Source organism: Sphingobacterium anhuiense (assembly GCF_042686355.1).
In the GTDB taxonomy this organism is placed as follows: Bacteria; Bacteroidota; Bacteroidia; order Sphingobacteriales; family Sphingobacteriaceae; genus Sphingobacterium; species Sphingobacterium anhuiense.
Window position 1 is genome coordinate 471,252 of sequence record NZ_JBHUPE010000005.1, and the last position, 13,200, is coordinate 484,451.

Sequence of the window (13,200 nt, forward strand, 5' to 3'; positions counted from 1 at the left end):
TCAAAAAAACATGAAATTACTAAAATATCTTACTTTAGTGTTACCGCTGTGGATGGTAGCAGGATGCAATGATTATCTCGATATTACACCCCCTTCGCAGATAATCCCAGAAAAATATCTTAATGAAGAATCGCAATTAGCAAGTTATGCTATAGGACAATATCCTAATATTCTTCCATCACACTCCGGTTGGGGCTTCGGCACATTTGGAATTGATGCTGGAACGGATAATATGATATCACCGGATATAAACAAGCGATATCTACCTGGCGAGTGGAGAGTGGATACTGAGGGTGGTGCTTGGGAGTTTTCGAACATTTATCAGATGAACTTTTTTCTGAATAGCGTCTTGCCAAAATGGAAGGCTAAAACAATAGTGGGAAATCAACAAAATATCGAACATTACATTGGTGAGATCTATTTTTTACGTGCGTATATCTATTTTCAGAAATTACAGGAGTTGGGTGATTTTCCGATTATTAGGAAGGCAATGAATGATAAAGATCCGCAAGTTTTGATCGAAGCAGCAAAGCGAGATCCACGCACCGAAGTTGCCCGGTTTATCATCTCGGATCTAGATTCGGCAATCACGTTATTGAAAAGCACATCGATAGATGGTGCGAAACAACGTATCTCTAAAAATGTGGCGTTATTATTGAAATCTCGAGTTGCTTTGAATGAAGGAACTTGGTTGAAATATTTCAAAGGAACGGCATTTGTTCCTGATGGTGCTGATTGGCCAGGAAAAACGAAAGATTATACCAAAACATATGCTTACCCAACAGGAAGCATCGATGGTGAAATTAACTATTTTCTTTCTCAAGCGATGGATGCCTCTAAGCAGGTGGCAGATCAAATTGATCTGGTGCCCAACACTGGAATTATTGAATCACCAAATAACGAAAACCCTTACTTTTCGATGTTTGGAGCAGTAAATATGGCAGGATATAGTGAAGTTCTTTTATGGAGACAGTACAGTGAAAGTCTTGTAACACATAATGTTCCTGTGTATGCACAACTAGGTAACTATGCGGTTGGCTTAACGCGGAGCTTGGTGGAGAGTTTTCTTATGAAAAATGGACTGCCCATATACGCTGCCGGATCAGGGTATCATGGTGACGATTTTATTGCAGATATTCGCAAAGAAAGAGACGGTAGATTGAACTTGTTTTTAAAAGAACCGGGTCAAAAGAATATTCTTGTTAATTTAGGTGCTGGGACACATGGTACGCCAATAGAACCTTATCCAACTATAGGTTCGACTACTGCAGAGCGACGATACATTTCTGGTTATACCATTCGGAAAGGGATATCATATGATGGAGAACAGACGAATAATGGCATGGGGTATACAGGGAGTATTACTTTCCGTGCAACAGAAGCCTATCTCAATTACATAGAAGCATCTTATGAAAAAAATGGTAGCATTGATGCAACCGCTAGGAATTATTGGCAAAAGATCCGCCAACGGGCGATGGTTGATGTGGATTTTGAAAAAACAATAGCCGCAACTCAAATGGGATCAGAGGTAAAGGATTGGGGTGCTTATTCGGCTGGAAATCTAATTTCTCCGACCTTATATAATATCAGAAGAGAGCGGAGAAATGAACTGATGGCAGAAGGATTACGATTAATGGATTTGAAACGCTGGCGCTCTATGGATCAGTTGATAAATAAGGCTGATCACTTTGAGGGTTTCAAATTATGGGGACCCATGAAAAGTTGGTATAAACCAGATCAACTTGTTTATGGTGCCGATGAACCAAAGGCTATTGTATCTGATCCTAGTTTAGGAGTATATCTTCGTCCACATGAAATTCGTCGGAATATGCTTTCTTATAACGGAGTACGGTTTACTTTAGCGCACTATTTGTCACCAATCGCGGTACAGCATTTTCAACTTGCCTCAACAGATGGTTCAGTAGCGAATTCAGTTATTTACCAGAATCCTGGCTGGCCAACAGCAGCAGGGCTTGGAGCAAAATAGATCAGTTTCTGTTTTTTAATCTGCTATTTCTATTTTATTGTATAAATAAAATGGAAATAGCAGATTTTTTTTGAACAATTGTATTACGATTATGCCACGAATTGCTTCCTTGTGTCTGATGTTTCAGAGTAAAATGGTAATATAGGCTTAGTATACGTTAATTTAGTTTTCATCTTTTACAGGACTACGAGGTAAATTGCACATTGAATAATGCTCAGTACTATTATTCAAAATTTAAATAACTGTGTTAATCAAATTATTAAAATCATGAATAAATCTATCCTATTGACATCTATGTTAGGACTTGTCTCTATATATGGTCATGCACAAGTGAATAGTAAGAAAATACCTGTTAAGAATACGTACGAAATTAAGAGTACAGATAATCCCGAAGATATATTAAGGAAAGCCGTTCATGTTGTGCCTACAGCAAATCAATACCAGGCTTTAAAAAATGAATTTATTGCTTTTATCCATATAGGACCCAATACATTTACTAAAATGGAATGGGGAAATGGTTTGGAGGACCCGAAGATCTTTGATCTTAAAAATCTAGATACTGACCAATGGTGTGAGGCAATGAAGGCAGCTGGTATGAAGAAAGTAATCTTAACAGTAAAACATCATGATGGTTTTGTTCTTTGGCAGAGTAGGTATACAAAACATGGCATTATGTCTACAGGATTCAGAGAGGGAAAAGGTGATATTTTGAAAGACTTAACAGCTTCCTGTAAGAAGTATGGCTTAAAACTGGGGGTCTATTTATCTCCAGCAGATCTTTTTCAAATTGAAAGTGCTGATGGGCTTTATGGTAATTTAAGCGAATATACACAACGTACGATTCCTCGTGAAGTGGCAGGAAGACCATTTAAAAATAAAACAAAGTTCAATTTTAAGGTAGACGATTACAACGAATATTTCTTAAATCAACTGTTTGAATTACTGACGGAATACGGTCCGGTACACGAGGTTTGGTTTGATGGTGCACATCCGAAAACAAAGGGTGGACAAAAATACAATTACGATGCTTGGCGTGAACTGATTAAAAAGTTGGCTCCGGAGGCCGTCATTTTTGGAAAAGAAGATATCAGATGGTGTGGGAATGAATCTGGAAACACGAGAAGTACAGAGTGGAATGTAATTCCATATAACGACGATCCTGCAGGACTTCAGAATTTTCTTGATCTTACTGATGAAGATTTGGGGAGTCGGGAGAAGGTTTTAAAGGCTAAATACCTACATTACCAACAGGCCGAGACAAATACTTCGATTCGAGAAGGATGGTTTTACAGAGACGATACGCATCAGAAAGTCAGAAGTACAGATGACGTTTTTGATATTTATGAACGATCGGTCGGCGGTAACTCTACGTTTCTTCTGAATATTCCACCAAATAGAGATGGAAAATTTTCACCTGAAGACGTTAAGGTGCTGCATGAAGTAGGAAGCCGTATTAAAGAAACTTATGGTCAGAATCTTTTACGTGGAGCAAAAGGAAGCAAGGAAACATTGGATGACAATATGGAATCTTTTAGCGTGTTGTCGGATAAAAATCCAGAACTGATCTATACAACAGTAAAACCGGTGAAAATAAATCGCTTTGTTATTCAAGAAGCTGTAAGTACAAATGGAGAGCGTATTGAAAAGCATGCTGTAGATGCTTGGATTGATGGTCAATGGAAAGAGATTGCGCATGCGACTAATGTGGGATATAAACGTATTCTTCGTTTCCCTGAAGTGACGTCGGATAAATTCCGTATTCGCATATTGGAGAGTCGAGCAACCCCTATTATCAGTAATGTTACCGCACATTATGCTCCTGGAAGACCTCCGCAATTGGTCTTTAATCGTAGTGTAGATGGTATGGTTGCTATTGTTCCTTTGAAGAGTGAATTTGGATGGAAACCCCATGGTGAGGATATTCTTAAAAATCTAAACACCAATTTTAAAATACACTACACGTTAGATGGCAGTCAGCCTACAGCACAGTCGCCTGTGTATACGCAGCCGATCGCTGTAAAAGGCGGACAGGTAAAAGCTGTAGCAATCAGTACTGATAAATTGGTCGGTGCGGTGGCAGAAGAAACAATTGGTATTGCTAAAAAGCAGTGGAAAATTATCGATAATAGCAGTGAGGTTGATAAGCATGGTGCGAAGTTGGCATTAGATGCAGACCCAAAAACGTATTGGCAAACAAATGAAAATGGCGTTGTACAACATATTTCGATAGATCTTGGACAGCAGTATAGTTTAACAGCATTTAGTTATACACCACAAAAAGAAAACGGAAAAGGGATGATGGCTAAAGGTGTGATAAAAGTTAGTAATGACGGAAAAAACTGGAGTGATGCTGAACGATTTGAATTTGGGAATCTAATTAATGATCCGACAAAGCGCACACATCGATTTTCTAAAAATATCCAAGCACGATACATCACAGTTGAATCGACAGAAATAACTGGAGGAGGAAAACTTCTTACTGTAGCTGAACTGGATTTTATTGAATAACCGATTTACATTTAATGTCTATGTTTGAAAAACCAATAAATATCAATTGTACGCTTGATATTTATTGGTTTTTTTTATAATTTGATAGTCCAATTTGACTTAATATGAAATCTGCCTAAGTAGGTTGACAACTTACTGCTTTAAAATTTATTCCAATGAAAGATATTAGTGACTATTCGCTTTGCCAATTGATTAATGAAGGCTCTGAAAAGGCATATACTGAAGTCTATAATAGATATTGGGCTAGTATTTATTTAGTTGCAAAAAATCGTACGCGAGACAATGAAATTGCAGAAGAGATCGTTCAGACTATTTTTTTTAATCTATGGCGAAGAAGAACTAGTGTTCAGATCTTAGACTCATTTCAGCCCTATTTGGCAAAAGCTGTAAAGTATGAAATTATAAATTATTATGCACGGAGTAAACATCGGGAGAACTATTTAGATTGGCTTTCAAAATATAGGAACCATTTGATTTTACGATTGAGGAAGAACTTGACGCTAAATTTCTAAGTGAAATCATTGAAAGAACAGTATGTGTGTTACCTGAAAAATGTCAACTTATTTTCCGGCTACGGGTAGAAAGTGGGTATACGCAAAAAGAAATAGCGACGGAGCTGGAAATTTCTGAGAAAACAGTAGAAACGCAATTGTTGAAAGCACGAAAGCGCATTCGTACCGTTTTAGGTACAAGCGGTGCATTGAAAGCACTATTGATATTCTTAAATATTTAAAGTTATTTTTAGATCAAGAGTGCAAAATTTATGTTTGCAAACTCTCGTAAATTCTTAGATGTATTAGATTTTTTTAAAAAATAATATTTTGGAGTAGGGGATAAGGTCTTTACGATTGGTAGGTAGTATAATAAGCCTAAGTACCCAATCATATGAAGGACCAATTATCCTTAAACCGAATTCAAGAACTTTCAAAAAAAGTTCTAGATAAAACTATTTCTGAAGAAGAACTGATCGAACTCGACCAGTGGTATTCTTCCTATAATGATAATGAAGTAACTGAATTATCAGAACAGGAATTGCAGGATCTCGGGCGCAAGCTGTATACCATCATAAAGGAAAAGAATAATCCACCTAAACAAATCAATTTTATTCGAATTATCTCAAGTTGTGCCGCTGTTTTGGCAATGCTAATTATTGGTTATTGGGTATATCTCTCTTTTAATAACGGAAACGAACATGCGCATGTAGAAAACAAACAGGCAGTTATAAAAGATGCTAAAGGAAATGAACACACTTTTGATGATCTACAAGTAGGTGAACAGCGCCAGGTAGGTGATCTTGTTTACACCAAAGAGAAAGATGGTTCTATCGTCTTTTTGGAAGGCAATACGAATCAATCCAATAATGAAGTGTCGACAGTCATTACACCAAAAGGCGGTGAATATAAAATCCATCTCCCGGATGGAACTATGGTGTGGATGAATGCCGATTCAAAATTGGAATTTAATGTTGCTTTTTCCAAACATCAGCGTTACGTAAAATTGCAAGGTGAAGCATACTTTGAAGTAAAACACCTCCACAATAAACCTTTTATTGTGGAAACACCCAACGAAAAAATTAAAGTACTCGGAACTAAATTCAATGTCTATGCTTACCGGTCGGGGCAAAAATCAATTACTTCGCTTACTGAGGGAAGTGTACAGGTTGCGCCAGTACGTCGTGAGGAAAGAGGTATTGTATTAGCTCCTGGTCAACAGTCAGTAAGATCTGGAAATAATGTCCGAGTGCAAGATTTTGATGTGAATGAAGTTCTTGCCTGGAAAAATGGAGAATTCATGTTTAACCAAGCTCGTCTGGAGGACGTTACGGAGGCTCTTTCCAGATGGTATGATGTTGAATTTGAATTTGCTGATGCTGAATTGCGGTCAGTAGAAATCTGGGGAACATTGTCTAAGTCTGAAAAATTGGAAGAAAATCTGCTTGCGCTGCAAAAGACACAAAGTGCAAAATTTGAAATTAAAGGAAGGAGGGTGATGGTGATAAAATGATCTACTTATTATGAAGCTAGAGAGGGGCAACTCTCTAGCTAATTGATAAAAATAACCAATTAAAACGTACTAGTTAATTTTAAATCTAACCAAAGATAATGAATAATGTAGAGAACTGCTATCGGTGCTTTGAAAAGTATCCGGGAGTATGTAGGTGGAAAAAACTGAAGCTTGTATTTACGTTCGTATTCCTAATGGTCTTACATGTAAATGCAAATACATTTAGTCAGACTATTTCATATTCCAAATCAAATGTTTCTTTAACAGACTTTTTAAAAGTCGTTAAATCAAAGACCAATTATAATATAATCGCGAAAGGAAACCTGTTAAAGGGGAAAGTGCTCAAAAATGTAAAATTAGTAAATACTCCGTTGGAAGAGGCTTTACAACAGGTGTTATTTCCGCTGGATCTTCAATATATTATGGAGAAAAAAGCGATTATCATCATCGAAAAAAAAGAAGAAGTCCGAAAGATGAGTGCTGTGACCAAAGTAAATTATACTCCTATACAAATTGCAGCACCTCTAAGTCAGCAAGAGAAAATAGCGGTGTCTGGGACGGTGAAGGATTCTTTGGGAACTTCTATATCAAGTGTATCTGTCACGGTAAAAGGTAGGTCTGGAACGGGGACAACCACGGATCAAAATGGACGTTATATTCTAGATATTAATAAGGGAGAAACACTTATTTTTCGTTCTGTGGGGTACAGGCCACAAGAGGTGCCGAATGTGGTCAATACAATTCTTAATGTAGTTTTAGTTTCTGAGAATCAAGGGATCGAAGAAGTTGTGGTCGTTGGATTTGGAACTCAAAAAAAGGAGAGTTTGGTGGGAGCTGTGACGACGATCAGCCCTAAAGAACTAAAGACTTCATCGAGTAATCTGACGACAGCTTTGCAGGGGCGGGTAGCAGGTATGATTGCTTATCAAACATCGGGTGAACCAGGGCAGGATAATGCGCAGTTTTTTATCCGTGGTGCAGCAAGTTTTGGATATAAGACAGAACCATTAATACTGATTGATGGTCTAGAGCTGAATTCTACCGATTTAGCGCGCTTACAGCCAAATGATATTGAAAGTTTTTCGATTTTGAAAGATGCTACGTCTGCCGCAGTGTATGGTGCTCGAGGTGCTAATGGAGTGATATTAGTAACGACGAAGAGAGGTCGAGAAGGAAAGGCAATCTTAAACTTTCAACTCGATCGTAATACATCTGCACCTACCAGAAATTTAGAATTAGCCGATCCTATTACGTACATGATTAAGGCTAATGAGGCGGCGATAAATCGTAGTCCCGAGGCTGTAACGCCTTACTTTCAAAGTAAGATCGATGCAACAATTGCGGGAATGGATCCTAATCTCTATCCGGCCAATGACTGGATGGGTATGTTGCTCAAGAAAAGTACAACCAATACCAAAGCCAATATGAGTATAAGAGGGGGCGGAAAGGTGGCTTCTTATTTTGTCACCGGATCGATGAATACGGATAACGGTATTTTAAATGTTGATAAGCGTAATAATTTTAATAATAATATCAAATTGAATTCGTACTCGCTGCGATCAAATGTGGATATGAAATTAACATCTTCGACAGATCTGGCTGTCAGGATGTATGGCAATTTTGACGATTATAATGGTCCATTGAACGGAGGAAGTGCTGTATATTCCAGCATTGTTAATACCAATCCGGTTCGTTTTCCGGCATACTATAAGCCAGATGAGGCAAATGAATTTACTGAGCATATTTTGTTTGGAAACTATCAATCAAGTGAAGGTGCTGGTTTTTACAACAATCCGTATGCAGAAATGGTGAGAGGGTACCAGGATTATTCAAGGTCCTTGATGCTTTCACAATTGGAGTTAAAACAAGATTTGTCTGAGATTTTGCTACAAGGGTTAAAGTTAAGATTTATGGCGAGTACACAACGACGTTCGTATTTTTCTATTAGTAGAAAATACAATCCTTACTACTACATGCTGGATGAGGGGAGTTTGATGAACGGTGTTTATAATCTCATTCAATTGAATGAACTTACAGGCAGTAATACGCTTGATTACGGACAATCTCCTAAAGAAGTGGCGACTTCTTCATACGGAGAGCTGGCGCTAAATTATGATCAAGTATTTGCCGATAAGCATTCGGTAAGTGCTTTGTTGGTTGGTATTTTAAGAAATAGTATAGAATCAACAGGAAACACCACTACATTACAAACCTCTTTGCCGTATCGTAATTTAGGGGTTTCGGGTAGGGCAAGTTACGGTTATGATAGCCGTTATATGGTTGAGTTCAATTTTGGACTCAATGGTTCTGAACGTTTTCATAAAGATAGCCGCTATGGCTTTTTCCCTTCCGCAGGGGTAGCATGGAATATCTCAAATGAAAATTTCTGGAACTCCATGTCTGATATTGTCAAACAATTTAAACTTCGTGCTACCTATGGTTTTATCGGTAATGATGCTATTGGTGGTCCTGGAGACCGTTTTTTCTATTTATCAGATGTTAACTTGAATAATAGCGGGATGAGTTACACATTTGGGGAAAATTTTACACGAAACCGGCCAGGTGTATCGATTAATCGATATGATAATATTTTGATTACATGGGAGAAATCAAGACGCTTGAACCTTGGTATGGATCTGAATATTAAAGATTTTACAATTGTTGCGGATTATTCAACCGACCATCGTACAAATATATTGATGGATCGGGCATTTATTCCAAGTACGATGGGGTTGGCAGCTCCAGTGAGGGCAAATGTAGGTAAGGCCAAATCTGAGGCTTTTGAGGCTTCTATAGATTATAATAAGGGTTTTTCTTCGGGTTATTGGTTAGGATTGCGTGCAAATTTTACTTACGCGACTAATCGCTACTTGGTCTACGAAGAACCTGAATTTTCAAAAGGAGAGGAATATCGCAGTGTTATCGGTAATCCGCTTAGTCAAGCGTATGGTCTGATTGCAGAACGTCTGTTTATAGATGAAGAGGATATCCGTAATTCTCCGTTGCAAACGTATGGAGAATATATGCCCGGAGATATTAAATTTCGGGATATCAATAGAGATGGCCGTATCACAGATGCAGATCGCGTTCCCCTTGGTTTCCCGACTTCCCCAGAAATAACCGTCGGTTTTGGTTTTTCAATGGGATACAAAGGTCTCGACTTTTCATCCTTTTTCTCTGGATTAGGGAGAAGGTCTTTTTGGATAAACTACGATGCAACAAGTCCATTTATCGGCGACCAACGGGCATTCCTGAAAGCATATGCCGACGACCATTGGTCTGAAGAGAATAAAAATTTGTATGCTTTATGGCCAAGACTAAGTTCTGCAGTGAACAATAACAATGCCCAGCAGAGTACTTGGTTTATGCGGGATGGTTCTTTTCTGAGATTAAAACAGATTGAATTAGGATATACGCTTCCTGACCATTGGCTTTCTAAACTTAAAATTTCAAAATTACGGGTGTATGCTCTTGGAAATAACCTGTTGACATTTAGTAAGTTCAAGTTGTGGGATGTGGAGTTGGGTGGAAATGCTTTTAATTATCCGATTCAACGTGTTTACAATTTTGGTATCAATCTAACTTTTTAAACTTATGAAAACAAAAAATATATTATCAGGTATTTTGATAGCATCGGTGATGTTGATCAGTTCCTGTAAAAAGTTTCTGGATGTGGTGCCAGATAATATTGCGACGATTCAGGATGCCTTTGTAAGTAAAGCAATGGCTGAACGATACCTGTATACCTGTTATTCTTATTTACCCGTTGATGGTGATCCAACGACAAACCCTGCATTTCTTGGTGGAGATGAAATATGGCTATATGAAGGAATTGATCAAAATGCTATTATTGATTACAGAGCATGGCTTATCGGCCGTGGAGAAATGGGGATTACTAATCCGGTATTGAATTACTGGGACGGGGCATATGGAGGTAAAGATCTTTATCAAGGAATTCGAGATTGCAATATTTTCTTAGAAAACATAACTATTCCACGTGATCTTAATTCTTTTGAACGTGATCAGTGGATCGCGGAAGTCAACTTTTTGAAGGCATACTATCACTTTTATTTATTTAGGATGTATGGTCCTATTGTTTTGGTAAAGGAGAATCTACCTATTTCATCAACACCTGAAGAAGTAAGAGTGTATCGGGCCACAGTTGATGAAACAGTGGATTATATTGTGGAAACTTTAGATAAGGCTATTCCAAATCTTCCGGATAAAGTAGAAAGTCCCATTAACGATCTGGGTAGAATTACAAAACCTATTGCATTGGCCATTAAGGCTCGTGTTTTGTTGCTCGCCGCTAGTCCATTATTTAATGGAAATACGGAGATGGCTTCACTTATGGATAATACTGGAAAGCAGTTATTCAATCAGGTAGAAAAGAAGGAAAAGTGGACAGTTGCAATGAATGCTGCCAAAGAAGCGATTCTTTCGGCAGAGGCCAGTGGTTCAAAGCTTTATGATTTTTTGCCCACAGCAGGAACAGGAACGCTTTCAGATGAAACACGTACTTTATTGTCAATACAGGGGGCAATAACGGAAAAATGGAATCCTGAAATTATCTGGGGATTGACAAACAGCAATACTTCCACATTGCAAGATGCTTCTATGGCCCGTGTAGTCAATAATTATAGCATTTTATCGTGTATTTCACCTACTATGAAAATGACAGAGCTGTTTTATTCAAAAAATGGGGTGCCGATAAAGGAAGATAAAACTTATCCTTTCGCTGATCGATTTGCCTATCGCGTGGGAGAGGTTGATCATAAATACTATGTGAAAGAAGGTCAATCTACCATACAATTGCATTTTGATCGTGAACCTCGGTTTTATGCCGATATGGGATTTGATCGGGGAATCTGGTATGGTCTCGGAAAATATGAAGATGGAACTGTTAATACGAATTACGTCAAAGCCAGATTTAAAGAGACTGCTGGGAAGACGAATATCCGTAATTTTTCTGCAACAGGTTATTGGCCTAAGAAATTAGTTAATTACTTGAATACGATGTACGAAGGAAGTGATTATAGTATCCAGCGATATACCTGGCCGAATGTACGTTTGGCAGATTTATATCTGATGTTTGCAGAGGCCTCTAATGAAGCTAATGGTCCTGGTGATGATGCGCTTGTATATCTGGATAAGGTACGGACACGCGCTGGCTTGAAAGGAGTAAAGGAGTCTTGGACAAATTATTCATCTAATCCAAATAAGCCTGCGACGAAAGAAGGTCTTCGGGATATTATCAGACAAGAGCGGTTAATTGAGATGGCATTTGAAGGAAGTAGATTCTGGGATTTAAGAAGATGGAAAACTGCGCCTGAAGTAATGAGCCAAACAATTAAAGGCTGGGATATCAATCAGGAAAGTATGGAAGGATTCTATAGAGAAAGAGTCCTGTTTACGCCTCGCTTCGAAATAAAAGATTATTTCTGGCCGATCATGGATAATAATATACTAGTCAATAAAAATTTAGTTCAAAATTTGGGATGGTAATTAAAAGATCTATTATGAAAATTAAAATATTACGATTGATCTTACTTGGTTCGATATTATGGACTATTAGTTGTAAAGAAGATCTAGGTACAACAGAACCGCTATCATCGGATGGGAAAGGTCCAGGAGTGGTCAATGACGTTAAAATAGAAAATGGTCCGGGACGTGCTGTGTTACATTATAAAGTCCCCACTGATGCAGACTTGTCTTATGTTAAAGCGAGGTATGAGATTAGACCTGGTGTCTACAGGGAAACAAAATCTTCAAAGAATAATGATTCGTTGGTGGTGGATGGTTTTGGAGAAGAAAAGATATACAAAGTCGAGTTGACAGCTTTTGATAAAGGTGAGAATAGCTCTACCCCCGTTGTCATAGAGGTAAAGCCAACTATGCCGCCTATTATAACTCTAGCAAATACGATTGGACTAATCGATGATTTTGGGGGAATGGGGATCATTGTCAATAATCCGTCGGAATCAGATTTCAGAATTTTAGTTTCACAAAAAGTTCCAAGTTCAAATATGGAAAGACCTATTAGTACTTTTTATACAAAGGTAAAAAGTATCTCTTTTAATATTAGAGGTTATCAACCAGAGCCTGTCACATTTGTTGTAGTCATCAAAGACAAGTTTGGGAATACTTCCGCACCTATTGTTAAAGATATTTTACCTATTGAGGAACTGCTTTTGGATCGGAATCTTTACCGGGCCATTAAGTATGATAATGACACGCCACCTTTAGGTTCAGGTCGTGATATACCCGCCATTTGGAACAATACATTTGGAGACGATGCTTGGCATTCAGGTAATGGAAAGATGCCGATGTCTGTTTCTTTTGATCTGGGTAAAAAAGTGAAGTTAAGCCGCTTTAAATATTTTCCCAGAACGTCCAGTAATAGTTTCATATTTAATCATTACAACCTAAAACGATTTGAAATATGGGGTTCTAATAATCCATCTAGTGATTGGTCCAGCTGGCAGTTGGTTGGGACCTATGAATCTAAAAAACCTTCAGGTTTGCCAACAGGGCAATTGACTAATGATGATATTGCCTATGCACGTGCCGGAGAGGAGTACGGTGTTTTAACATCAGCACCAGAAGTGCGCTATATCCGTGTCAAAATGCTAGAAAGTTGGTCTGGGTTAGATGGAGGACAAATATCAGAAATGCAGTTTTGGGGACAGTATAAAGAATAA

Annotated in this window: 8 protein-coding genes; all 8 read left to right on the forward strand. The window is 38.1% G+C overall.

Going from position 1 to position 13,200, the window contains the following annotated elements; all coding sequences use genetic code 11:
* Nucleotides 1-10: 10 nt before the first annotated feature.
* The 8 genes from ACFS6I_RS13975 (at nucleotide 11) to ACFS6I_RS14010 (ending at nucleotide 13,200) form a co-directional block, all read left to right on the forward strand.
* Complete coding sequence (locus tag ACFS6I_RS13975; RefSeq protein ID WP_380921509.1) at nucleotides 11-1,987, forward strand: RagB/SusD family nutrient uptake outer membrane protein; 1,977 nt, start codon at nucleotides 11-13, stop codon at nucleotides 1,985-1,987.
* A gap of 267 nt (nucleotides 1,988-2,254) precedes the next feature.
* Entirely contained in the window at nucleotides 2,255-4,495 is a 2,241-nt protein-coding gene (locus tag ACFS6I_RS13980; RefSeq protein WP_380921511.1) for an alpha-L-fucosidase, read from the forward strand.
* Between the two features lie 155 nt (nucleotides 4,496-4,650).
* Nucleotides 4,651-5,007, forward strand: a complete 357-nt coding sequence (locus tag ACFS6I_RS13985) for an RNA polymerase sigma factor (protein ID WP_380921513.1) — start codon at nucleotides 4,651-4,653, stop codon at nucleotides 5,005-5,007.
* 8 nt (nucleotides 5,008-5,015) lie between these two features.
* A complete protein-coding gene (locus ACFS6I_RS13990; RefSeq protein ID WP_380921843.1) occupies nucleotides 5,016-5,228 on the forward strand; it encodes a sigma-70 family RNA polymerase sigma factor in 213 nt (70 codons plus the stop codon).
* A gap of 152 nt (nucleotides 5,229-5,380) precedes the next feature.
* Nucleotides 5,381-6,499 (forward strand): FecR family protein, encoded by a 1,119-nt coding sequence (locus ACFS6I_RS13995; RefSeq protein ID WP_380921515.1) that lies wholly within the window; start codon nucleotides 5,381-5,383, stop codon nucleotides 6,497-6,499.
* A 98-nt stretch (nucleotides 6,500-6,597) separates the two neighbouring features.
* Nucleotides 6,598-10,089 (forward strand): SusC/RagA family TonB-linked outer membrane protein, encoded by a 3,492-nt coding sequence (locus ACFS6I_RS14000; RefSeq protein WP_380921517.1) that lies wholly within the window; start codon nucleotides 6,598-6,600, stop codon nucleotides 10,087-10,089.
* A 4-nt stretch (nucleotides 10,090-10,093) separates the two neighbouring features.
* Nucleotides 10,094-12,004, forward strand: coding sequence for a RagB/SusD family nutrient uptake outer membrane protein (locus ACFS6I_RS14005; protein WP_380921519.1), 1,911 nt, complete (start codon nucleotides 10,094-10,096; stop codon nucleotides 12,002-12,004).
* Between the two features lie 14 nt (nucleotides 12,005-12,018).
* On the forward strand, nucleotides 12,019-13,200 hold the full coding sequence (locus ACFS6I_RS14010) for a DUF5000 domain-containing lipoprotein (protein ID WP_380921521.1): 1,182 nt from the start codon (nucleotides 12,019-12,021) through the stop codon (nucleotides 13,198-13,200).

Bases quoted from the DNA above. Each gene is read 5' to 3' on its own strand.
- ACFS6I_RS13975 (WP_380921509.1), top strand. From the start codon at position 11: ATGAAATTACTAAAATATCTTACTTTAGTGTTACCGCTGTGGATGGTA.
- ACFS6I_RS13980 (WP_380921511.1), top strand. From the start codon at position 2,255: ATGAATAAATCTATCCTATTGACATCTATGTTAGGACTTGTCTCTATA.
- ACFS6I_RS13985 (WP_380921513.1), top strand. From the start codon at position 4,651: ATGAAAGATATTAGTGACTATTCGCTTTGCCAATTGATTAATGAAGGC.
- ACFS6I_RS13995 (WP_380921515.1), top strand. From the start codon at position 5,381: ATGAAGGACCAATTATCCTTAAACCGAATTCAAGAACTTTCAAAAAAA.
- ACFS6I_RS14000 (WP_380921517.1), top strand. From the start codon at position 6,598: ATGAATAATGTAGAGAACTGCTATCGGTGCTTTGAAAAGTATCCGGGA.
- ACFS6I_RS14005 (WP_380921519.1), top strand. From the start codon at position 10,094: ATGAAAACAAAAAATATATTATCAGGTATTTTGATAGCATCGGTGATG.
- ACFS6I_RS14010 (WP_380921521.1), top strand. From the start codon at position 12,019: ATGAAAATTAAAATATTACGATTGATCTTACTTGGTTCGATATTATGG.